Below are 20,635 nucleotides of genomic sequence, written 5' to 3' on the forward strand. Positions count from 1 at the left end.
ACAAAAGGGACCCGCGCCGTTTGCGTGTCCCAAAGGGAGGATACCTATGCTCGACAAGCGCTCCGGCACGCGCCTCGCCAATCTTTGGGATGACGCAAAAGCGCAAGCAATGAGCGAGCCCGAACGTCTGGTCTATCGCTCGAATGTTCTTGGCTCCGACAAGCGCGTCACCAATTATGGCGGCGGCAACACCTCCTCCAAGATCTGGCAAAACGATCCGCTCACCGGCGAGAGCGTGGAAGTGCTGTGGGTCAAGGGCTCGGGCGGCGACAGCGCCTCGATCAAGCTCGACGGCTTCGCCACGCTCTACATGGACAAATTGCGCGCGCTGAAAGGTCTCTATCGCGGCCTCGAACATGAAGACGAGATGGTCGGCTATCTGCCCCATTGCACCTTCAACCTCAACCCGCGCGCGGCTTCCATCGACACGCCGCTGCATGCCTTCGTGCCGAAGCCTTTTGTCGACCATATGCATCCCGATGCCATCATCGCCATTGCCGCCGCCAAGGATTCGCAGGCGCTGACCAAGGAGATCTTCGGCGACACGATCGGCTGGCTGCCATGGAAACGTCCGGGCTTCGAGCTCGGCCTGTGGCTGGAGAAATTCTGCCGCGAAAACCCCGAAGCCAAGGGTGTCGTACTGGCCAGTCATGGCCTGTTCAGCTGGGGCGACACGCCGAAGGAATGCTACGAGACAACGATCTCGGTGATCAACCAGGCGATCGACTGGTTCGAGCGCAAGAGCCAGGGCAAGCCGATTTTCGGCGGCGAAGTCGTCAAATCCCTCGATGCGCCTGCGCGTCGCGCCGTGGCCGCAAAACTGATGCCGAGGATCCGTGGCCTGATCTCGGAGAACAGCCACAAGCTCGGCCATTTCGACGATTCCCCTGCCGTGCTCGAATTCGTCAATTCCAGGGATTTGCGGCCGCTGGCGGCACTCGGCACGTCCTGCCCGGACCACTTCCTGCGCACCAAGATCCGGCCGTTGGTCATCGAGTTCGACCCCCAAAATCCCGACGTCGATGCCGTCATTGCCCGTCTTGCCGATGATGTGGCGGAGTATCGCGTTGGCTATCAGGCCTATTATGACCGCTGCAAGCACGCGGATTCGCCACCGGTGCGCGATCCGAACGCCGTCGTCTATCTGATGCCCGGCGTTGGCATGTTCACCTTCGCCGGCGACAAGGCGACGGCGCGCATATCGGGCGAATTCTATGTCAACGCCATCAACGTCATGCGCGGCGCCTCGACGGTCTCGACCTATGTCGGCCTGCCCGACCAGGAAGCCTTCGATATCGAATACTGGCTGCTCGAAGAGGCAAAGCTGCAGCGCCTGCCGAAACCAAAGGCTCTTGCCGGCCAGATTGCGCTGGTCACCGGCGGCGCCGGCGGCATTGGCCGGGCCACCGCCAACCGGCTGCTGCGCGAGGGCGCGTGCGTCGTGCTGGCCGATATCGACGAAGCAGCCCTTGCCGGCGCCAATGACGAGCTTGCCAAGGCCTATGGCAAGGATTTCGTGCGGCCCGTAGTCATCAACGTCACGTCCGAGGATCAGGTGATCTCCGGCTTTGCCGAAACGGCGGTCGAATTCGGCGGCATCGATATTCTGGTCTCCAATGCCGGCCTGGCCTCCTCGGCGCCGATCGAGGACACCACGCTGACGCTGTGGAACAAGAACATGGACATCCTGTCGACCGGCTATTTCCTGGTTTCGCGGGAGGCGTTCCGGCTGTTTCGGGCGCAGAAGATCGGCGGCAACGTCGTCTTCGTCGCCTCCAAGAATGGGCTTGCCGCATCGCCAAATGCCGCCGCCTATTGCACTGCCAAGGCCGCCGAAATCCATCTGGCACGCTGCCTGGCGCTGGAAGGCGCGGAAGCGCAGATCAGGGTCAATGTCGTCAACCCCGACGCCGTACTGCGCGGCTCGAAGATCTGGAGCGGCGAATGGAAGGAACAGCGCGCCGCCGCCTACAAGATGTCGACCGACGATCTCGAGGAGCACTACCGCTCGCGTTCGATGCTGAAGCGGTCGGTGTTCCCCGAAGACATCGCCGAGGCGATCTATTTCTTCGCCTCCGATATGTCGGCCAAATCGACCGGCAACATCATCAACGTCGACGCCGGCAACGCACAGAGCTTTACGCGATAAGCAGTCGTTTGAGGGTTGGCGCCGACGCCGGAGCTTTACCCTTCTCCCCGTTACCATACGGGGAGAAGGTGCCGGCAGGCGGATGAGGGGCAGCGCCAACCGAACGCATTTGGGAGGAAACTTTAGTGTCCGAAACCATCATCTCCGCCGATGTTGTCGAGAAAGATAATGCCGCGCGCAACGCCAATCTCAAGCGCGACTACGAGTCCCTCGGCGAGCGCCTCGACCGCCGCGGCATCGCCATCGATGCCATCCGCGACAAGGTCGAGAAATTCGCCGTCGCCATCCCGTCCTGGGGCGTCGGCACCGGCGGCACCCGCTTTGCCCGCTTTCCCGGCGCCGGAGAGCCGCGTGACATTTTCGACAAGATCGAGGACTGCGCCGTCATCCGGCAATTGACGCAGGCGACGCCGACCGTCTCGCTGCATATTCCCTGGGACAAGGCCGATCCGAACCGGCTGAAGCAGGCGGCATCCCGCTTCGGCCTCGGCTTCGACGCCATCAACTCCAACACCTTCTCCGACGCCAGGGACCAAAAACTTTCCTATAAATTCGGCTCGCTGTCGCATGCCGATGCAGCGACACGCCGGCAGGCGGTCGAGCACAACCTCGAATGCATCGAGATCGGCAGGACGCTGGGCTCCAAAGCGCTGACGGTATGGATCGGTGACGGCTCGAACTTTCCCGGCCAGGTCAATTTCGCCAAGGCATTCGAGCGCTATCTCGACGCGATGAAGGAGATCTATGCCGGACTGCCGGACGGCTGGAAACTGTTCACCGAGCACAAGATGTACGAGCCGGCCTTCTATTCGACCGTCGTGCAGGATTGGGGCACCAACTACATCATCGCCAACGAGCTTGGCGACAAGGCGTTCTGTCTGGTCGACCTTGGCCATCACGCCCCCAACGTCAACATCGAGATGATCGTGTCGCGACTGATCCAGTTCAAGAAACTTGGCGGCTTCCATTTCAACGATTCGAAATATGGCGACGACGATCTCGACGCCGGCTCGATCGATCCCTACCGGCTGTTCCTCGTCTTCAATGAACTGGTCGATGCCGAGCTTGCCGGTGCCGAAGGTTTCGATCCGGCCCACATGCTCGACCAGAGCCATAACGTCACCGATCCGATAGAAAGCCTGATGTTGTCGGCGGTCGAGGTGCAGCGCGCCTATGCCCAGGCGCTGCTGGTCGACCGCAAGGCGCTCGAAGGCTTCCAGGACGCCAATGACGCGCTGATGGCGACGCAGACGCTGAAGACAGCCTATCGCACCGACGTCGAGCCTATCCTTGCCATGGCGCGGCTGAAGACCGGCGGCGCCATCGATCCGGTCGCCGCCTACCGCGCCGCGGGCTACCGGGCGAAGGTCGCAGCCGAACGGCCGGCGGTGGCGAGCGTCGGCGGTGGGATTGTTTGATATTGGCTGAAAAACGAAAACCCGCCTAAGGCGGGTCGTCGGTGCGAATCAATCGCGATTGTTGCGTTTATAAGCCCAGGCTTGGGCGGATCGCATTCCAGTCTTCCCAAGCATTCTCAAGCCTGATGTCATCATAGCCGCGCTTCTTCGCCACCTGCGCGGCGACGTCGTATGGCATCGCCATGCATGCGGCGCTGTCCCTGATCGCCACGACTTCGTCCTCAGTCAAAGGCGAGCCCTTTTGCTGTTCGCGATTGAGCAGAACCGCCACAAGCGATGGGATCGCTACCAAAACCAACTGCTCGTCGGTCACGTCAAATTCTCTGTCGGCTTGTACTTCACCAGCTTCTTGAGCCGCTCGCCCAAGGGCTTCTCGTCGTCGCGTTCAGGCCCGCGGGCTACGTCCTTGAAGTTGTGGATCTGGGATTGCTTCGGATCAGCCATGCTTGCGCCTGTACCATGCTCAGTGGCTGCGGCCTATCCTTGCCATGGCGCGGCTGAAGACCGGCGGCGCCATCGATCCGGTCGCCGCCTACCGCGCCGCCGGCTACCGGGCGAAGGTCGCAGCCGAACGGCCGGCGGTGGCGAGCGTCGGCGGCGGGATTGTTTGATATTGGCTGAAAATGAAAACCCGCCACGAAGGGCGGGTCGTTGGAGCCAATTAGCACCATATTCAAATTAGTAGCATAGCTGCCGGCACAAAGCAAGAACAAAGTTGCTGTGTAACTGAAAAATTCTGAGAGCCGCGATGAAGCGTGGCCTTGCTACCAACGCTGCGGCGCTCAGCAGTTACGGCATGGATCCTAGGGCGGAGCAGGAGCGAAGCGACGTAGCGGAGACCCTAGGATCCATGCCGTTGCAGTCGCCGAAGATTGCAACGGCGGTTGCGAGGCGAACCGGCACAGGCGTGCGAACCCTCCCGATTCTTTCGATCTTCGCAGTAGACTCAACCGCTCCAAGCGCGTTTCCTAGGCCTACCCCACGCCTCGGAGCACGGCCATGCACAACACCCGCCGAACGCTGATCGCCGTAAGCCTTTCCCTCACCCTGACCTTCGTACCCTTCCTCGCCTATGCCGCCTCGCCGCAGCCGGCGAAGGGCGAGCACGGCATGGTGGTGACCGCCCAGCATCTTGCGTCTGAGGTCGGCGTCGAGGTGCTGAAGAGGGGCGGCAACGCGGTCGATGCCGCGGTCGCCGTCGGCTATGCGCTGGCCGTGGTCTACCCGACCGCCGGCAATATCGGCGGTGGCGGCTTCATGACCATCCGCTTCAAGGACGGCCGCTCGACCTTCCTCGATTTTCGCGAGCGCGCGCCGCTGGCCGCGACCAAAACCATGTATCTCGACAAGGACGGCAAGCCGGTAAAAGGCGCCAGTCTCGACGGCTATCTGGCGGTCGGCGTGCCGGGCTCGGTCGCTGGTTTCGAGATGGCGCGGGAGAAATACGGCACGCTGTCGCGGCAGGACTTGCTGGCGCCGGCCATCCGCTTTGCCAAGGAAGGCTTCGTGCTGGAGCAGGGCGATGCGGCCTCGCTCCAGGGCGGCGCGGAGCGGTTGGCAAGGGACCCAGCGGCGGCGGCCATTTTCCTCAAGCCGGACGGCAAGCCCTATGCTGTCGGCGAGCGTCTTGTTCAGCCCGATCTCGCGGCTTCGCTGGCCGCCATTTCCGAACGCGGGGCGGATGCCTTCTACAAAGGCGCGACCGCCGACGCCATCGTCAAGGCGAGTGGGGAGAAGGGCGGCATTCTGGCCAGGGCTGATTTCGAAAGCTATGCGGTGCGCGAGCTCAAGCCGGTGACCTGCAATTATCGCGGCTACGAGATCATTTCCTCGCCGCCGCCGAGCTCCGGCGGCGTCATCATCTGCGAGATCCTCAACGTGCTTGAGTTCTATCCGTTGTCCTATCTCGGCGCCGGTTCGGCCGAGACGGTTCACGTCATGGTCGAGGCGATGCGCCACGCCTATGTCGACCGCAATTCGGCGCTCGGCGATCCCGGCTTCATCGACAATCCGGTCGCAAAACTGCTCGACAAGAATTACGCCAGGGAAATTCGCGAAAAGATCGATCCGTTCCGGGCCGGCGTCTCGCAGGAATTGATGCCGAAGGGCTTTGGCGAGAGCAACGAGACGACGCATTTTTCGATCATCGACAATGATGGCAATGCCGTCGCGGTAACCTACACGCTGAACGGCTCTTTCGGCGCCGGCGTTGTCGCCGCCGGCACCGGCATCCTGCTCAACAACGAGATGGACGATTTCACCCAGAAACCCGGCGTGCCCAATCTCTATGGCCTGGTCCAGGGCGAGGCGAATGCGATCGCGCCGAAAAAGACGCCGCTGTCCTCGATGAGCCCGACCATCCTCGCCAAAGACGGCAAGCCGTTCATGGTCATCGGCAGCCCCGGCGGTTCACGCATCATCACCATCACGCTGGAGGCGATCGTCAACGTCGTCGACCACGGTATGAACATCCAGGAGGCCATCGACGCGCCGCGCATCCATCACCAATGGTTGCCCGACACGGTCTATATCGAACCTTTCGGCCTGTCGCCCGATACCGAAAAGCTGCTTACCGGCATGGGCTACCGCCTCGATCTTGCCGACACGACCTGGGGCCAGGCGGCCGGCATCCTGGTCGGTGGCAAGAGCCTGGCGGAAATCGAGAAGGGTGGCGGCGCCCGCTACAATGGCGCCATCGACAGCCGCGCCGCAGCCGGCAAGGCTATCGGGTATTAGACCCCAAAAGTGGGAATCGGTTTTTCGGATAAGATCATGGTCAACAATAAGATTTCGCTCTGAATCAGGTGACCAGCGCGATCGTGGACGCTATCAGCATCAGCGCCGCGATGCCGACGAACAGGGCGTAGATGCGTGGCCGGTCGAGCAGAAGCGCATTGCCGGATATCCATGCCGCGGTGGCGCCACCAAGCGCGAAAAAGAAGGTGCTGCGGCGCCCGAAGCTCAAGCCGGCAGCCATCAGGCCACCGATGATCAGGGCGCCGAACACGATGATCACGGCGACTGCGTATTTCTCGAAATCGTTGCTGCCGGCGCTCGGGCCGATTGCGTTCAACCTCGACAGATCGTCCGGATCGAACGGGCTGGTCGACCCATATTCGTCTTGACCGACAGGCTCATGCATTATTCGTTCTCCGCAAACCGACAGCAAATCATCAAGCCTCGCCGAGCGCAACCGCTCGCCGAATGTGATCGGCACGGTGTTCAACACTTTCTGGCGGCGGCTTGCCAGAAATTTTTGAATTCGCGCTTGGATCGCCGCCCCGCTGCGCGGCCTGGTCAAGCGCCTTGCCCGAGCTGAACCTTCATGCCGCCCTGGCCAAAGACTGCGTTGCCTGAACGGAAGCCCCAAGCACCGCCTGTGCGCTGTCTGCCTGCCTTTCATCGACATGCGCCAGCACCAGGATCACACCTTGTGCGGCATCTGGCTTGCCTGGCTGCTTGCCGATATCGGACAATGCGCCGAAAAGTCTGCCGGCAACGCAGCCCAAGGCTGCACCGACGAGGGCCGATGCCAGCCATCCCGCGCCGAGGGGATCGATGCCGGGGATATCGAAGGCGCCGAGGCCGGCCAACAAACCCGCCGCGCCAAGGGCGGCACCGGTGCCTGGACCGCGCAAGACGGCGCCGATTTCGTCGTCGTAGGGTCCGATGATACTGATCTGGTGGCGCGCAATTCCTGCCGCCTGAAGTGCTTCGACGGCTCGCGCCGCCTGGTCATGGGAATCAAAAAGTCTGCTGATTGTTCGCATTGAAACTGCCTGTGAGGCCCCCCGGCCCTCGACGGTGCGGCGGGTTCCTGCTGAGCGACGACTGCCCGAGCTTTCACGTCACTCGATGATCTTGACGATCTTGCGCGTGCCTGGGTCGACGACGACGGTGCGGTTGTCGACGACGACATAGCGGTATTTGACGTTGGGGACTTCATGAAGCTCGACGGTATCGGGGAGCGTCGAGCCGATATTGAGCTCCACCCCAGGGATTTTCACCGAGGCCAGCGGCTGCTTTTTCACATACTCCTTGATGATCGTTTCCTGCTGCGGTTCGATGACAACGTCTTGCGCCGCAGCGGCGCCGATGCCTGCCAGCAGCAAAAATCCCGCCACCGCGGTGGAAAGATGCATTCTCATGGTCGTCTCCTTTGCGAACTCGGTCCGCTCTTCACGCCAAGGCTCACTCGAACGGAAGGCAGCTGAAAACGTTCCGTCGACGGGGCTTCGGTCCCGCCCGGCAGGGACCAACCGACGTGTTGCCGCAGGACCTAAGTCTGATCCTTGCGCGCAAAGGGTGGGTTTGCCGCGTGACCCGGAACCGTGGCGGCACCTAGCCGTTGCTGGCTGCACGTTCCGGGAGGATTCCATGGAAAAGGTCGACGGTTGCTCGCACCGGTCCTGGCTGTTTCCATTCCGATCGAACCCGGCATCTGCGCAGCACTGTCCCTTCCTGCGCCGATAAGGGTTCGCGCGTCACTTTGTGGCGGGCGAACCCTCAAATTGCTGCGTGCACCAAAGTTGACCCCCTGAAGCGAAGAGAAGGGGCGAGGAGAGCGGAAATGGCCGATGACAAGAGCAAGCGAGACTTCAGCGACCGCAATCGCGTTTCGGCGGATGAATATTATGAGGTCGAATATTTCGCGCGGGAAAATGGTGTTTCGCCCAGCCAGGTGAGCAAGCTGATCAAAAGGACCGGCGGCGACCGGATGATCCTCTCGCAGGCGGTGAAGGCATTGCGCGAGCGCAAGTGAGCTGGCGGCGAAGCCAACGGTGGAAAGGCACTGATCGCGATCGGCCGAGATCCGGCCAGCTATCGACAACGTGCCCGGATGCCGCCGCTTCGGCCAAGCGCAATGCCCCGCTACTTCTTCGATTCCGATGAAGACGGAATTGTCTATTCCGACGATCAGGGAACGTTATATGACGATCTCCCGCTGGTCAGGAAAGAAGCCCTTCGCACATTGGCCGAGATGGCCAGGGATGGCCTTCCTCATCGCAGGATTGCAGTCAAGGTCCGGGACGACCGTGGCGGTCTGGTCCTTGAAGTGGCTTTGACCTTTGCCGTTGAAACGCGGCACTTCGACGAGCGGATTTTCCGGATCGACTTGCGCACGAACTGACGGCTCGATCATCATCGCGCCGACCATCAGATTTCTGATGCAGCGGCAACTTCCCCTGGCGCGGAACATTAGAAATCTCTAATTGTTATCTTAAGCAGCGGGAACCTCCCAGGTTTCTGCTGCAGATCGGGTGCAACCCGATCGGCCCGCGCCCTCCGCCAGAGGCGCGGGCTTCGTTTGTTTAGCCGATGCGCAACGCCGTTCGGGAGCAGCATATTGGAGGCCTGCGGGAGCATTAGTAACATCTGTCGCTACCGCGGCGCCCTGGCGCCCAGGCAACGGAGCCCGTCGTCCGACAGGGCGGCGGGCTTTTTTGACGCGGGTCGGTCATCACGCAATCGATGGAATTCTGGCCGGCGCCGCTTCGTGTGGCATGGGGTAAGGTGCCCTGACGCAGCGCCGGCCAAGCGGAAATCAGGTCCGCCGCAGCCAGATTGTAGCCGCGCCGGCGCAGCAGGTAATTGCGTGATCGCGGAAGCCGCACCATTGCAGAGCCCTCCCCAGCAGTTCGGCCTGCCCAGCGGCTGAACCGCGGCATTCATTCATTCTGACGATGCATCGGACGCCCCGACGGCGGAAATTGGACACCGCGCTCGCTCGCGACTATGGCGGCCGATGCTCCCTGCAGATTTCGGATGAAAGGCTATTCTACCCTTGTCGCGCCTGGATTCTTATCAGATCGTGGCAAGGGTTGCTTTTCCGGCCGCGTTTGCCGGCGTTCTGCTGTTCGCCCTTTTGCCGGAGCAACTCCTGCGGGGCCTTGGCCTGGCTTTCACGTCTGATCACGACAAGCTCAATCACGCCGCCGCCTTCGTCGTCCTGGCGGCTCTCGGAAGTTTCGGCTGGCCGGAACGCAAGGCGAAGCTGATCGTACTCCTCGTTCTCACGGGCGCAGCGATCGAGGGGCTTCAGGCCGTGCGACTGATAGGGCGCGACCCGGATCTATTCGACTGGGTCGCCGACTGCGCGGGAATCGCGTGCGGACTGATGGTTGCAAGCTGGACAAGGCGGCTCGCCGGCGGATTGCCATAGCTCGAAAGCGCATAACGGAATCGGCGCGCCCGTGCCCCAATAAGGGGAAATTGGCCGGCGCCACTGGGGGGCGCGTTGGGGTAAGTTGCCTGATGGGGCGCCGGCCAGGCGGAAAAATTACGTCCGCCGCAAAGTAACATAGCAGGAACGGCAAAGCGCGGCAGTAGCGTGATCGCGGAAGGTCCGCGTTGGCGCCTCCGGTGCGGTGACCCGTTTTGGATCAACAAATCTGGCACCTGAATTGCACTGCAGGCAATGCCGGGAAATCCCGGCAATCGTCCCCGAATATGGGGCCTCGCCGCTTCGCAAATGGAGCGGCGGGCCTTTTGCCGGACGTTGAAAAGTAGGCCGATCAGCGGCGTAGCCGATCACGGTGTGCTTAGCCCGATTTCCCCTGCCAAGTGCTTATTCTCACAAGAGAAATTCTAAAGCGCCCAAGCATCGGTGCTTGACACAGGTTTCGATAACTGGATAAGTGGATACACAGATACGCTCTGATCGGACCAGGGACATGGCAGCTGACGCAATCGAGCCGTTGGGCATCACGACCGCCGAGGAGGAGGCTTATCGCCACATTCAGCGGGCCCTGAGGATGGGGCGTTACCGGGCCGGGGACCGGCTGATCCCGGAAGAGATCGCGACGGAAATCGGCATGAGCCGCATGCCGGTTCGCGAAGCATTCCGCCAACTGGCCGCGGAAGGTCTTGTGGTCATTCGCCCGAACCGTGGCTGCATCGTCGCCGGGCTTACCCTCGATGAGATCTACGAAACCTTTGAAATACGCTCGGTGCTCGAAGGGCTGGCGGTGAGGCTTGCCATGCCGCACATCGATGCCGAAGTGCTTGAAGAACTGGAACGCCAGCTGGACCGCATGGAGCGCGCCAGCCAGACCGGCAGCAGCGACTGGGTCGTGCGCCATCAGGCCTTCCATTTGCAGATTTGCCAACTGAGCAACCGACCCAAACTCGTCCGGCAGATTGCCAGCCTGCACGTCGTGATCGAACCCTACCTGCGCATCTGGTTCGACTATGTCGACAAGCCCGCCAGCGCGCGTGCCGAGCACGAGATCCTGATCGACGTGCTGCGGTCAGGTGACGCCGGCAAGGCTGAGATCGTCATGCGGGATCATATCGTCGAGACAGCGCCGCTTCTGGCCAACTTCGCAAGTCCCGGCCGCCGCTAGGGAATACCATCTAACTCGTTGAAGCCGGAAGATAATCCGGCACGACGAAAGGGAACTGCCGTACCGGCAAAAAAGAGGAGAATGACATGAAAATTAGCCGCATCGCAGCCATTGCGTCGGTCCTGTTCGGCCTGGTCCAGGCCGCCGTTGCACAAGAAACACCAAAGGCAATTACTATTGCCACCGAAGGAGCCTACGCGCCCTGGAATTTCACAACAGCCGACGGCAAGCTGGACGGCTTCGAAGTCGATCTCGCCAACGATCTGTGCGGGCGAATGAAGATCGAGTGCAAGATCGTCGCACAGGACTGGGACGGCATGATCCCCGCGCTGACCGTCGGCAAGTTCGACGTGATCATGGCGAGCATGTTCATCACTGAAAAACGTCTGAAGGTCATTGATTTTACCCAGCCATATGCGGTTGACCCCTCAGGTTTCGCGGTCGCCAAGGATAGCGAACTGGGCAAGCTCGGCATTTCCAACGAGCGGTTCAAGCTGGACAATGAAGCCACTTCGCAGGCGGCAATCGACAAGCTCAAGCCATTGCTGAAGGGAAAGATCATTGGAGTTCAGGCTGCAACGGCGAACCTGGAATTCCTGAAAAAATACTTCTCGGACGTCGCCGAGATTCGCGAATACAAGACCACCGAGCAACACGATCTCGATCTTGCCGCGGGTCGCATCGACGCGCTCTTCGCGCAACAGACAGCGCTGGCCGCCACGCTGAGCAAGCCGGAGTTCAGCGACTATACGCTTGCAGGACCAGGATTTGTCGGGGGTCTCTTCGGTCTTGGCTCCGGGGCCGGCATCCGCAAAGAGGACACCAAGCTGAAAGACATGCTCAACGGCGCCATCGACGCCGCGACCGCCGACGGCACGATCAAAACCCTGTCGCTTAAATGGCTCAAGAGCGACGTTACTCCAGTCAAGTAAGCGCTTGCCGGCGAACGGCCATTCCTGACCACGTTCCGGAGCTGAGCCGTTCGTCCTGCCGGGGGCATCAATGCCGGGGGTATCAATGCCGGGGGTATCAATGGTTGACGCATTCCGGCTGCTTGGTTTCCAGCACGGAGGTTGGGGGGCTGCTCTTCTCATGGCGGCCTCGGTCACAGTGCTCCTGTCTATGCTGGGCTTTGCGCTTGGCGCTGTATTTGGCGGGCTGGCAGCGGCCGGGCGTCTCCGCAACTCCAAAATATTGAGGTTCTTGGCCCTTGGCTATTGCACGGTTTTCAGGGGCGTGCCCGACCTTCTGACCATTTATCTGCTTTACTATGGAGGTAGCGTCGCCCTGACCTCGCTTGGTCATAGCCTGGGCGGGTCCGGATTCGTCGGCGTTCCGGCCTTTGCCACCGGAACCTTGGCTATCGCGATCATCTCGGGCGCCTATCAAGCCGAGGTCTATCGAGGGGCTTACGTCGCCATCGACCAGGGACAGCACGATGCCGCTTGCGCGCTTGGTCTCAACCGGCTGCAGCGGCTGCGACAGGTTATTTTTCCCCAGCTCCTGAGATACGCGCTGCCAGGTCTCGGCAATGTGTGGCAGTTGGTTCTGAAGGACTCGTCGCTGATATCGGTAATCGGCCTCGTTGAACTGATGCGCCAGGCGCAGATCGCTGCAGGTTCGACCCGTGAACCGTTCATTTTCTACATTGCTGCAGCCTTGCTCTATCTGGCTATCGCTTCCGTCACGGGCCACGCCTTTTACCGTCTGGAACGGAAGGCGCCGTGGCGCGTCCGGTCGGCATGATAGATTTCAGTTTTTTCCTCGAGATCCTGCCGAAGCTACTCGCCGGCCTGCCGCTCACGATGGAACTGGCCCTGACTTCCATCGTTGCCGGCTTCATTCTTGCCGTCACATTGGCGCTTGCCCAGCAATCGGAATCGCCCTTCGTCGTCTTGCCGATCCGTGGCTTCGTTGCCGTGTTCAGGGGCACGCCTCTGCTGGTGCAGATTTTTCTGACCTATTATGGCCTTGGTCAATTCCGGCACCAACTGTCGGCAATTGGATTATGGGCCGTTTTCCGCGAACCCTACTGGTGCGCAATCATCGCGCTGACACTCAACACCACCGCCTATGGCAGCGAAATCCTCCGCGGCGCGATTCAATCGGTGCCACGCGGCCTTGTCGAGGCGGCGCGGTCTGTCGGCCTGTCCACCTGTTTGACCTATCGGCACGTTATCCTGCCGCTGGCCTTTCGCCAGGCGCTGCCGAGTTACGGCAATGAAATCATCCTGATGATCAAGGGCACGTCTCTGGCTTCCATCGTGACCTTGATGGAGGTGACTGGAATTGCCCAGGGATTGATCTCCCAGACCTACCGCGCCTTTGAAGTCTTCATCTGCGCGGGCGCCATTTATCTCGCTTTGAACTTCGCGATCATCCGTGCCTTGGCGGCACTCGAATACTGGATGTCGCGGCATCTGCGGCACCGCCCCTCGACGATGAGCGACGCCGCCTCTTGAGCACGATCAGAAGGGCATAGCATGCGAAATTTTGAGAAACCAACGCGCTCGGTCGTCGTTTCACGCGAGGCCATGGCCGCCACCTCTCATCCGTCGGCGACCCTGACGGCGGTCGAGATCATGGCGGCCGGCGGCAACGCCATGGATGCCGCCATCGCAGCCTGCGCGGTGCAATGTGTCGTCGAGCCAGCCTCGACCGGCATTGGAGGCGACTGCTTCGCTCTTCTGTCGCGAAACGGATCCGGCGAGGTCATCGCCTACAACGGATCGGGCAGGACACCCGCCGCCCTGACAATTGACTGGTTCCTCGAACGTGGCATGGCCGAGGTGGCCCGCAATTCTCCCGGCTCCGTCACCATCCCGGGAGCCATCGATGCCTGGACCAGATTGCACGCTGATCATGGACATATGCCCTTCGATCAAATCCTGGCCCCCGCTATACGTTTCGCCGAGGAAGGCTACGCCATTTCACCGCGGGTCCATCGTGACTGGGCGTTGGAAGAAGAACTTCTGGCCTCCGATGTAGCCGCGAAACGGATTTTCCTGCCAAACGGCCGCGCGCCACGTGTTGGCGAAGTGCATCGCCAGCCTGAGTTGGCTGCAACGCTGCGGCTGATCGCCAAGAAGGGACGAGAGGCCTTCTACACTGGCCCTGTGGCCGACGACATGGTCGCCTATCTTCGTGGGCTCGGCGGATTGCACACACTCGAAGATTTCGCCTCGGCAACAGGCGAATACGTGACCCCGATCAGCACGGCGTTCCGAGGCTGCGATGTGTTCGAATGTCCGCCGAATGGCCAGGGTGTGATCGCGCTGCTCATTCTAAACATCCTCTCGCGCTTCGAAGCGCACGGCGACCCGCAATCCGCGGACCGGCTTCACCTGGAAATCGAAGCAACACGCCTCGCTTACGCCGCGCGTGACCTGCTCGTCGCCGATCCCGACACTTCCGAGGTCCCGGTGGCCGACATGTTGTCGAATGCCTGGGCCGATCGTCTGGCCGGCATGATTGACCTAAAGCGCGCCCGCGCGGACCTGCCGGCGTTCGATATGCCGCTGCACAGCGACACGGTCTATATTTCCGTTGTCGATAAGGACCGCAATGCGGTCAGTTTCATTAACTCGGTCTTCGACAGCTTTGGCTCGGGCCTGGTCTCGCCACGCTCCGGTGTCGTCTTGCACAATCGCGGGCAAAGCTTTTCGCTTGACCCCAGGCACCCCAATGCAGTGGCGCCGAACAAGCGACCTTTGCATACCATCATACCCGGGATGCTTGCGAGAGACGGCCGGGCCGAAATGCCTTTCGGCGTTATGGGCGGCTACTACCAGGCAATGGGCCACGCGCACCTGCTGACGAAGGTGCTCGATTTCGGGATGGATCTGCAGGAGGCGATTGATCTGCCGCGGGTCGCCCCCGTCAGCGGCACCATGAACGTCCAGGCCGAACACGGGCTCGCTGGCGAAACCGTAGCTGAACTTAGCCGACGCGGTTTCGAAATCATTCCCGCCACGGACCCGATCGGCGGTGCGCAGGCCATTCGCATCGATTGGGCAAACGGGACCCTGCTGGGCGGTTCTGAACCGCGCAAGGACGGCTGCGCCCTCGGTCTGTAGAGCGGTTATGGCCAGAGCGGGATGCAAGATGCCGAAGATGCTCTCCATCGACATTTGGCCGGCGAGCAGGAGCCGCTGGCGCCATGGTCCCGATAATTCTTGCACGCCATCGACAATCCGATCGGCGCGAGGTTGTCACCCATGTCTTAGGTACAAACTGTTACCCATGTCTCCGAGCCGTACATTTGAGATTTGGCGCACCCGACAGGATTCGAACCACCGACACGCGGATTTTCAGTCCGAACAGACCCCTTGCATCCCAAGGCTTTCAGCGTCCCATGTTGATGTCGCGCTCGATGATTTGACTTCAATCAAATCGGCTCGACTGCTTCGACCGAAGATCCAGGTAGCGATGCCCGTAACATGAAGCATGAGTCAATCGGCCGTCGAGGACTGCCAGGGCGGTGCATCTGCCAGGCCAACTCTTCCAATAGTTCCCTCACCAAGTTCGGATATCGGTCGTTTTCTCGGGTGTATTCGATAGGAAAGAAGGGATGCATACCATCCAACGCTTGGCCTCCCGACAGTCGGATGCTCACAAGCCATGACCGGCCACGTTGTGTTAGCTGTGGCAGAAGGTGATCCAAGCCAGCGAATTGGAGGAGGCGCCGGTCAAATTCTGACCCTTCACGATGATAGTCGTAGCCGAGCTGGGTAAATTGCCTGGAGATGGCAAGATGAACCTGACCGCCACGATTCCCCATACTGTGGCTGTGAGCTAGTTTAATGGCCTCATGTTGCGCCAATGCATCTGCGAGATCCGGGACTGTTCGAAAAATCCAGTCGATCCGGTCTTGAATGTCTAGCGCCCGAAGGCCTGATTGCCACAACTTATTGGCTTCAATGTCCGTGAGGCGCGTTCCGTGGAACGCTAATACGTCACTCCCTTTGACCCAATCGATCGATCTATCAATGAGGGTCTCGGGATCGGATGAAGCGCGGTATAGGATATCTCGAGCATCTTCTACGAATTTCGGCGCAGCACTCCGTAGGACCGCCTCGATGTCGTTAGGCAGAAGGTCTCCTAGTTCCTTTCTCAGGGGCATCATCCAGGTATCGGCGTCGAAATCGATGGTGAAACGGTTCATGCCAAAAATGCTCTTTCAGCGGCGGCCATTTCCTCGGCGTCATCGCCACGAGGGAACAGGTGGCCATAGACGTCAGCGGTCATCGTCACCGAACTGTGTCTCATGAGGCTCATTGTGCCGAACGAATGTAACGGGAGGCACGGCGAAATGACAAGCTTCGCCGCCCCCTTCGCGCTTACCCACCAACCAAGGATGGGTGGAGGGTGTCGTAGCGCTCGACGTTAAACCATTGGTAGGTGTATCCGTCTTCAGGCTTATTGCTCATACGGCTCTTGACCAGAAGCCAAGTGCGGCCTGTGCAATTGTCGAGCATCACGGATGCATAGGGCTGGTTTCCATTGCCAGGGATAACAGAGAAGCAGTGGGTCTCCTGCGTGCGGCTGCCGAATACACCGTCACAGCCTGATAAAGCCAGGGGCGCTATCACAGCGACAGCCGTCTTCATGACGCGCTTTCCTATGGATAGCACCCATTTAGCCATGCCTCGCCCCCAAAGGCTATATCGCGCTTCATGTCGCGCGGACCTGCCGATAGTCGCAGGAAACGCTTGGAAATCAAGGGAACCCAGTTGCAACATGGCGCGACATGGAAACTGGTTCCGTCGTGGCTCCAGTCATCACCAACAGCTTGAATTCATACAGGAAAGTGATGGTGCCCAGAGGCGGATTCGAACCACCGACACGCGGATTTTCAGTCCGCTGCTCTACCAACTGAGCTATCTGGGCCTGCTCCGGTGGGCGGCAATCTGCACACCGGGTTCATGAAAGCGCCGTCGGCACCCCTTGAAAGCGCGTGGGTTATAGCACGGGAATCCGGACTGTCCAGCGCTTAGAGCATGATCCCGAAAGTGGAATCCGGTTTTCGGAAAAAGATCATGCTCAGATAAAAAGCATGATCCCGAAAAGTGGAATCCGGTTTTCGGCAAAGATCATGCTCAGACAAAAAGCATGATCCCGAAAAGTGGAATCCGGTTTTCGGAAAAGATCATGCTCAGACAAAACGCCAGAACCTGTTCCGTCCGACAGTGCCGGGATGGAACAGGTTCTGGACATTGATCGCAGGCGGGAAACGACAGGCAGTCCGCAAGGCCGATCATTAGTCACGATCGCGGCTGCGAAACCGTCCCAAGCCTGTGGAAAACCGCAGGTGGACGGTGCTATTTCTGGTCGTCGTTCTCATCCTCGTCGTCGCGGCCCGGGATGACGTAGACCCCCTTCAGCCAGCGGTTGAGGTCGATGTCCTTGCAGCGCGTCGAGCAGAACGGGTAGGTTTCGCGCGCCGATGGCTTGCCGCATTCGGGGCAGGGCCGCTTGGGCCGCAACGGCGTGACCTTGTCGTCCGGGCTCATATCCGCGCACCCGACAGCCAGTTGGCGTGCACCTTAAACCCTTCGCCGCTCAAAAGCGCTACCGTCTCGTAGAGTGGCAGGCCGACGACGTTGGTGTAGGAGCCGACAAGCTTGACGACGAAGGCGCCGGCAAGCCCCTGGACGCCATAGCCGCCGGCCTTGCCGCGCCATTCTCCCGACGCGATGTAGGCCTCGATCTCCTCGCGCGGCAGCCGCTTGAAGCGCACCCTGGTCTCGACCAGCCGCAAGCGCTGCTTGCCGCCAGGTGTGATCAGGCAGATGCCGGAATAGACGCGGTGCGAACGGCCGGACAAAAGCCCAAGGCAGTTGGCGGCGTCGTCGAGCGTCTCGGCCTTGGGCAGGATGCGTCGCCCGACGGCCACCACCGTGTCGGCCGCCAGCACGAAGCTCGGCGCGTAGTCCGTCTCGGTTTTCAGCGAGGCCAGCGCTTTCTCGGCCTTCTGCGTCGCCAGGCGCTTGGCCAGCGAGCGCGGGTGCTCGGCGCGCAGCGGCGTCTCGTCGACATCAGCCGGCAGCACACGGTCCGGCTCGATGCCGGCCTGCTGCAGCAGCTCGATCCGGCGTGGCGAACCCGAGGCAAGCACGAGCTTCTGCAAAATGCCCATCGCGATCCCGGCCGGGTCCTTGAACTTACTTGAAGCGGTAGGTGATGCGGCCCTTGGTCAGGTCGTAGGGCGTCATCTCGACCAGGACCTTGTCGCCGGTCAAAACGCGGATGCGGTTCTTGCGCATGCGGCCGGCCGTATGGGCGATGATTTCATGTTCGTTTTCGAGCTTGACCCTGAACATCGCGTTGGGCAGCAGTTCCGTCACGACACCCGGAAACTCGAGGACTTCTTCCTTCGGCATTCGATACCTTTGCTTGGATGGGTACTTCCAGCGCCCCGGCCGGAAAGTTGCGCGGAACCTATATGATAAACGCCCGCTTGTGAACATGCTTAATCCGCGGCGTTTTCAGCCCCGTTGCCGAGGAAACGGCGGCCGATCCGCGCCTTCAGCCGCTCGCGCACGTCGCGGTAGGCGGCCATGATCTGCTCGCGCGTGCCGCTGACGCCGGTCGGGTCGGGCATCGGCCAATATTCGACCTCGACGGCCAGCGAGCGGGTGAGTTCGAGCGCGATGTGGTGGGCTTCCGGCGCCAGCGTGACGATCAGGTCGAAATAATCGTCCTCGAGGTCATCCATCGTTCTCGGGTGCCGTTCGCCGAGCGACAGCCCTTCTTCGGCCAGCACGGCATCGACGAACGGATCGCGTTCGCCGCCGCGCACTCCCGCCGAGGCGACGAAGGTGGTAGGCGGGAGCACCTTGCGCGCCAGCAATTCGGCCATCGGCGAGCGCACGGCGTTCATGCCGCAGACAAACAGGATCGAGCGGGGCAGGATCTGGCGGGGCAGCGGGGCGGCCAGTTTCAGCCTCGCCAGTGCAGCACGCAAACCAGCGTGAACAGCCGGCGCGCCGTGTCGAAGTCAATCTCGATCTTGCCGGCAAGCCGGTCCATCAGCCTCTGCGAGCCTTCATTGTGCAGGCCGCGCCGGCCCATGTCTATCGCCTCGATATGGCTTGGCGTCGCGGTGCGGATGGCATCGTAATAGCTTTCGCAGATCATGAAGTAGTCCTTGACGATGCGCCGAAGCGGCGTCAGCGACAGGATGTGGGTGACCACGGCTGCGCCGTCCTCGCGCGTCACCGCGAACACCAGCCGGGACTCGGCCAGCGACAGTTTCAGCCGGTATGGCCCGGCGCCGTCGTCATTGACCGGCTGGAAGCGGTTCTCCTCGATCAGGTCGAAGATCGCCACCGCCCGCTCATGCTCGACATCGGGCGTCGAGCGGCCGATCGTCTCGTCGAGCTCGACATCGATCAGCCTGGCGCGGGTTTGGTCGTAGTCGGACATTTCTACATGTTCAGCCGGATGGCGACGGAGCGTCCATGCGCATCGAGGCCTTCCGCCTTGGCGAGCGTGATCGCCGCCGGCGCCAGTGCCCGCAACTGCTCCGGCCCGAGCTTCAGGATCGAAGTGCGCTTGACGAAATCGAGCACCGAAAGCCCGGACGAAAAGCGCGCCGAGCGCGCCGTCGGCAGCACGTGATTGGAGCCGGCGACATAGTCGCCGATGGCTTCCGGCGTGTGGCGGCCGAGAAACACCGCACCGGCATTGCGCATCCGCGCCAGGAACGCCTCTGGGTCGTCGATGGCAAGCTCGACATGTTCGGCCGCGATGCGGTCGACCAGCGGCAGTGCTGCCTCGATCGTCGGCACCAGGATGACGGCGCCGAAATCGCGCCAGCTCGCCGCCGCCGTTTCTCCGCGCGGCAGGTTCTGCAACTGCCGCTCCACCGCCTGTTCGACCGCTGCGCCAAAGGCACGGTCGTCGGTGATCAAGATCGACTGCGCCGACACATCGTGTTCGGCCTGGGCGAGTAGGTCGGCGGCGATCCAGTCCGGATCGTTGCTGCCGTCGGCGACAACCAGCACTTCCGACGGCCCGGCGATCATGTCGATGCCGACCGTGCCGAACACCTGGCGCTTGGCCGCCGCGACATAGGCATTGCCGGGACCGACGATCTTGGCGATGGGCTTTATCGTTTCGGTACCATAGGCAAGGGCCGCGATCGCCTGGGCGCCACCAACGCGGTAGATTTCGGAGACACCGGCAAGATCGGCTGCCACAAGCACCAGCGGCGGCACCTCGCCGCCGGAGGCCGGCACCACCATGGCGATGCGCTCGACGCCGGCGACCTTGGCCGGTACCGCGTTCATCAGCACCGAGCTCGGATAGCTCGCCGTGCCGCCCGGCACGTAGAGCCCGACGGCCTCGATTGCCGTCCAGCGCGAGCCGAGCTCGACGCCGGCGGCATCGGTGTAGCGGTCGTCCTGCGGCAGCTGCCGCTGGTGGTGGGAGCGGATGCGCTCGCGCGCGAATTTCAGCGCCTCGACCGTCTGCGGATCGGCGGCCTCGTAAGCCTTGGCAATGTCGTCCCTGGAGACGGCGATGCCGAGCCTGGCCAGGTCGCCGCCGCCGAATTTCTGCGTGTACCCGACCAGCGCCGCGTCGCCCTCGGCGCGCACCTTGGCGATGATCTCGCGCACCACGGCGTCGACATCGGCCGAGACTTCCCGCTTGGTCAGCAGGAACGCGGCAAAGCGCTGCTCGAAATCGGCGTCGGACTGGCGAAGCGTGATAGCCAT

24 protein-coding genes, 1 tRNA gene and 1 pseudogene are annotated in these 20,635 nt (G+C 61.4%); 12 read left to right on the forward strand and 14 right to left on the reverse strand.

Annotation, left to right across the window (positions count from 1 at the left end; all coding sequences use genetic code 11):
• Positions 1-46: 46 nt before the first annotated feature.
• Together NKH28_RS03040 and rhaI are read left to right on the forward strand one after the other, a co-directional pair.
• A complete protein-coding gene (locus NKH28_RS03040; protein ID WP_352470136.1) occupies positions 47-2,149 on the forward strand; it encodes a bifunctional rhamnulose-1-phosphate aldolase/short-chain dehydrogenase in 2,103 nt (700 codons plus the stop codon).
• A gap of 125 nt (positions 2,150-2,274) precedes the next feature.
• The gene (gene rhaI / locus NKH28_RS03045) at positions 2,275-3,567 is read left to right on the forward strand and encodes an L-rhamnose catabolism isomerase (RefSeq protein WP_352470137.1); all 1,293 of its coding nucleotides are present in this window, start codon (positions 2,275-2,277) and stop codon (positions 3,565-3,567) included.
• 67 nt (positions 3,568-3,634) lie between these two features.
• Here rhaI and NKH28_RS03050 read toward each other — a convergent pair whose 3' ends face one another.
• Entirely contained in the window at positions 3,635-3,880 is a 246-nt protein-coding gene (locus tag NKH28_RS03050; RefSeq protein WP_352501723.1) for a hypothetical protein, read from the reverse strand.
• Complete coding sequence (locus NKH28_RS03055) at positions 3,877-4,011, reverse strand: hypothetical protein (protein WP_352470139.1); 135 nt, start codon at positions 4,009-4,011, stop codon at positions 3,877-3,879. The genes NKH28_RS03050 and NKH28_RS03055 overlap by 4 nt, the downstream gene beginning before the upstream one ends.
• A 26-nt stretch (positions 4,012-4,037) precedes the next feature.
• Here NKH28_RS03055 and NKH28_RS03060 point away from each other — a divergent pair.
• Together NKH28_RS03060 and ggt (NKH28_RS03065) are read left to right on the forward strand one after the other, a co-directional pair.
• Positions 4,038-4,178, forward strand: a pseudogene (locus NKH28_RS03060) (sugar isomerase); the annotation flags it as partial.
• Between the two features lie 388 nt (positions 4,179-4,566).
• Positions 4,567-6,303, forward strand: a complete 1,737-nt coding sequence (gene ggt / locus NKH28_RS03065) for a gamma-glutamyltransferase (RefSeq protein WP_352541326.1) — start codon at positions 4,567-4,569, stop codon at positions 6,301-6,303.
• Positions 6,304-6,367: 64 nt separating this feature from the next.
• Here the strand turns inward: ggt (NKH28_RS03065) and NKH28_RS03070 are convergent, their stop codons facing one another.
• The 3 genes from NKH28_RS03070 to NKH28_RS03080 all read right to left on the reverse strand — a co-directional run bounded on the left by NKH28_RS03070 (position 6,368) and on the right by NKH28_RS03080 (position 7,715).
• The gene (locus NKH28_RS03070) at positions 6,368-6,709 is read right to left on the reverse strand and encodes a hypothetical protein (protein ID WP_292663955.1); all 342 of its coding nucleotides are present in this window, start codon (positions 6,707-6,709) and stop codon (positions 6,368-6,370) included.
• A 181-nt stretch (positions 6,710-6,890) separates the two neighbouring features.
• Complete coding sequence (locus NKH28_RS03075; protein WP_352541327.1) at positions 6,891-7,337, reverse strand: hypothetical protein; 447 nt, start codon at positions 7,335-7,337, stop codon at positions 6,891-6,893.
• A 78-nt stretch (positions 7,338-7,415) separates the two neighbouring features.
• Positions 7,416-7,715 carry a DUF1236 domain-containing protein gene (locus NKH28_RS03080; protein ID WP_352470142.1) on the reverse strand — a complete coding sequence of 100 codons (300 nt, stop codon included), beginning with the start codon at positions 7,713-7,715 and terminating at the stop codon, positions 7,416-7,418.
• 422 nt (positions 7,716-8,137) lie between these two features.
• On the opposite strand from NKH28_RS03080, the gene NKH28_RS03085 reads away from it, so the two are divergent.
• From NKH28_RS03085 to ggt (NKH28_RS03120), 8 genes are all read left to right on the forward strand, one after another.
• Positions 8,138-8,329: a DUF3606 domain-containing protein gene (locus NKH28_RS03085; protein ID WP_023719459.1), complete on the forward strand. Its 192-nt coding sequence runs from the start codon at positions 8,138-8,140 to the stop codon at positions 8,327-8,329.
• A 102-nt stretch (positions 8,330-8,431) separates the two neighbouring features.
• The gene (locus tag NKH28_RS03090; protein ID WP_352501726.1) at positions 8,432-8,698 is read left to right on the forward strand and encodes a DUF6894 family protein; all 267 of its coding nucleotides are present in this window, start codon (positions 8,432-8,434) and stop codon (positions 8,696-8,698) included.
• Between the two features lie 654 nt (positions 8,699-9,352).
• On the forward strand, positions 9,353-9,730 hold the full coding sequence (locus tag NKH28_RS03095) for a VanZ family protein (RefSeq protein ID WP_352541328.1): 378 nt from the start codon (positions 9,353-9,355) through the stop codon (positions 9,728-9,730).
• A gap of 511 nt (positions 9,731-10,241) precedes the next feature.
• Positions 10,242-10,913, forward strand: a complete 672-nt coding sequence (locus tag NKH28_RS03100; protein WP_352470145.1) for a GntR family transcriptional regulator — start codon at positions 10,242-10,244, stop codon at positions 10,911-10,913.
• Between the two features lie 86 nt (positions 10,914-10,999).
• A complete protein-coding gene (locus tag NKH28_RS03105; protein ID WP_352470146.1) occupies positions 11,000-11,845 on the forward strand; it encodes a transporter substrate-binding domain-containing protein in 846 nt (281 codons plus the stop codon).
• A 100-nt stretch (positions 11,846-11,945) separates the two neighbouring features.
• Positions 11,946-12,659, forward strand: a complete 714-nt coding sequence (locus NKH28_RS03110; RefSeq protein WP_352925214.1) for an ABC transporter permease — start codon at positions 11,946-11,948, stop codon at positions 12,657-12,659.
• Positions 12,656-13,375 carry an ABC transporter permease gene (locus NKH28_RS03115; protein WP_352501748.1) on the forward strand — a complete coding sequence of 240 codons (720 nt, stop codon included), beginning with the start codon at positions 12,656-12,658 and terminating at the stop codon, positions 13,373-13,375. Before NKH28_RS03110 ends, NKH28_RS03115 begins: the two co-directional genes overlap by 4 nt.
• A gap of 21 nt (positions 13,376-13,396) precedes the next feature.
• Entirely contained in the window at positions 13,397-14,989 is a 1,593-nt protein-coding gene (gene ggt / locus NKH28_RS03120) for a gamma-glutamyltransferase (protein ID WP_352501729.1), read from the forward strand.
• 311 nt (positions 14,990-15,300) lie between these two features.
• Here ggt (NKH28_RS03120) and NKH28_RS03125 read toward each other — a convergent pair whose 3' ends face one another.
• The 9 genes from NKH28_RS03125 to hisD all read right to left on the reverse strand — a co-directional run bounded on the left by NKH28_RS03125 (position 15,301) and on the right by hisD (position 20,635).
• Positions 15,301-16,077 carry a hypothetical protein gene (locus NKH28_RS03125; RefSeq protein ID WP_352977740.1) on the reverse strand — a complete coding sequence of 259 codons (777 nt, stop codon included), beginning with the start codon at positions 16,075-16,077 and terminating at the stop codon, positions 15,301-15,303.
• Between the two features lie 175 nt (positions 16,078-16,252).
• Entirely contained in the window at positions 16,253-16,522 is a 270-nt protein-coding gene (locus tag NKH28_RS03130; protein WP_352541331.1) for a hypothetical protein, read from the reverse strand.
• 204 nt (positions 16,523-16,726) lie between these two features.
• Positions 16,727-16,802: transfer RNA gene (locus NKH28_RS03135), tRNA-Phe, on the reverse strand.
• Between the two features lie 431 nt (positions 16,803-17,233).
• Positions 17,234-17,425 carry a DNA gyrase inhibitor YacG gene (yacG, locus tag NKH28_RS03140; RefSeq protein ID WP_023677402.1) on the reverse strand — a complete coding sequence of 64 codons (192 nt, stop codon included), beginning with the start codon at positions 17,423-17,425 and terminating at the stop codon, positions 17,234-17,236.
• Positions 17,422-18,051 carry a Maf-like protein gene (locus tag NKH28_RS03145; RefSeq protein ID WP_352470150.1) on the reverse strand — a complete coding sequence of 210 codons (630 nt, stop codon included), beginning with the start codon at positions 18,049-18,051 and terminating at the stop codon, positions 17,422-17,424. Before NKH28_RS03145 ends, yacG begins: the two co-directional genes overlap by 4 nt.
• Positions 18,052-18,076: 25 nt before the next feature.
• Positions 18,077-18,295 (reverse strand): translation initiation factor IF-1, encoded by a 219-nt coding sequence (infA, locus tag NKH28_RS03150; RefSeq protein WP_006200926.1) that lies wholly within the window; start codon positions 18,293-18,295, stop codon positions 18,077-18,079.
• A gap of 89 nt (positions 18,296-18,384) precedes the next feature.
• Entirely contained in the window at positions 18,385-18,867 is a 483-nt protein-coding gene (locus NKH28_RS03155; protein WP_502893829.1) for an arsenate-mycothiol transferase ArsC, read from the reverse strand.
• A complete protein-coding gene (locus NKH28_RS03160) occupies positions 18,855-19,340 on the reverse strand; it encodes a UPF0262 family protein (protein ID WP_352685306.1) in 486 nt (161 codons plus the stop codon). Before NKH28_RS03160 ends, NKH28_RS03155 begins: the two co-directional genes overlap by 13 nt.
• A 2-nt stretch (positions 19,341-19,342) precedes the next feature.
• Positions 19,343-20,635 carry a histidinol dehydrogenase gene (hisD, locus tag NKH28_RS03165; RefSeq protein WP_352977743.1) on the reverse strand — a complete coding sequence of 431 codons (1,293 nt, stop codon included), beginning with the start codon at positions 20,633-20,635 and terminating at the stop codon, positions 19,343-19,345.

The organism is Mesorhizobium sp. M1227, assembly GCF_040318315.1.
Taxonomy (GTDB): Bacteria; Pseudomonadota; Alphaproteobacteria; order Rhizobiales; family Rhizobiaceae; genus Mesorhizobium.

What these genes read in the sequence shown, in the direction of transcription:
- NKH28_RS03130 (WP_352541331.1), bottom strand. Translation starts at nt 16,522, where the DNA reads ATGAAGACGGCTGTCGCTGTGATAGCGCCCCTGGCTTTATCAGGCTGT.
- NKH28_RS03160 (WP_352685306.1), bottom strand. Translation starts at nt 19,340, where the DNA reads ATGTCCGACTACGACCAAACCCGCGCCAGGCTGATCGATGTCGAGCTC.
- NKH28_RS03055 (WP_352470139.1), bottom strand. Translation starts at nt 4,011, where the DNA reads ATGGCTGATCCGAAGCAATCCCAGATCCACAACTTCAAGGACGTAGCC.
- yacG (WP_023677402.1), bottom strand. Translation starts at nt 17,425, where the DNA reads ATGAGCCCGGACGACAAGGTCACGCCGTTGCGGCCCAAGCGGCCCTGC.
- NKH28_RS03110 (WP_352925214.1), top strand. Translation starts at nt 11,946, where the DNA reads ATGGTTGACGCATTCCGGCTGCTTGGTTTCCAGCACGGAGGTTGGGGG.
- ggt (WP_352541326.1), top strand. Translation starts at nt 4,567, where the DNA reads ATGCACAACACCCGCCGAACGCTGATCGCCGTAAGCCTTTCCCTCACC.
- NKH28_RS03080 (WP_352470142.1), bottom strand. Translation starts at nt 7,715, where the DNA reads ATGAGAATGCATCTTTCCACCGCGGTGGCGGGATTTTTGCTGCTGGCA.
- NKH28_RS03070 (WP_292663955.1), bottom strand. Translation starts at nt 6,709, where the DNA reads ATGCATGAGCCTGTCGGTCAAGACGAATATGGGTCGACCAGCCCGTTC.
- NKH28_RS03090 (WP_352501726.1), top strand. Translation starts at nt 8,432, where the DNA reads ATGCCCCGCTACTTCTTCGATTCCGATGAAGACGGAATTGTCTATTCC.
- ggt (WP_352501729.1), top strand. Translation starts at nt 13,397, where the DNA reads ATGCGAAATTTTGAGAAACCAACGCGCTCGGTCGTCGTTTCACGCGAG.
- NKH28_RS03105 (WP_352470146.1), top strand. Translation starts at nt 11,000, where the DNA reads ATGAAAATTAGCCGCATCGCAGCCATTGCGTCGGTCCTGTTCGGCCTG.
- NKH28_RS03075 (WP_352541327.1), bottom strand. Translation starts at nt 7,337, where the DNA reads ATGCGAACAATCAGCAGACTTTTTGATTCCCATGACCAGGCGGCGCGA.
- NKH28_RS03100 (WP_352470145.1), top strand. Translation starts at nt 10,242, where the DNA reads ATGGCAGCTGACGCAATCGAGCCGTTGGGCATCACGACCGCCGAGGAG.
- hisD (WP_352977743.1), bottom strand. Translation starts at nt 20,635, where the DNA reads ATGGCTATCACGCTTCGCCAGTCCGACGCCGATTTCGAGCAGCGCTTT.
- NKH28_RS03115 (WP_352501748.1), top strand. Translation starts at nt 12,656, where the DNA reads ATGATAGATTTCAGTTTTTTCCTCGAGATCCTGCCGAAGCTACTCGCC.
- NKH28_RS03085 (WP_023719459.1), top strand. Translation starts at nt 8,138, where the DNA reads ATGGCCGATGACAAGAGCAAGCGAGACTTCAGCGACCGCAATCGCGTT.
- NKH28_RS03125 (WP_352977740.1), bottom strand. Translation starts at nt 16,077, where the DNA reads ATGAACCGTTTCACCATCGATTTCGACGCCGATACCTGGATGATGCCC.
- NKH28_RS03145 (WP_352470150.1), bottom strand. Translation starts at nt 18,051, where the DNA reads ATGGGCATTTTGCAGAAGCTCGTGCTTGCCTCGGGTTCGCCACGCCGG.
- NKH28_RS03040 (WP_352470136.1), top strand. Translation starts at nt 47, where the DNA reads ATGCTCGACAAGCGCTCCGGCACGCGCCTCGCCAATCTTTGGGATGAC.
- infA (WP_006200926.1), bottom strand. Translation starts at nt 18,295, where the DNA reads ATGCCGAAGGAAGAAGTCCTCGAGTTTCCGGGTGTCGTGACGGAACTG.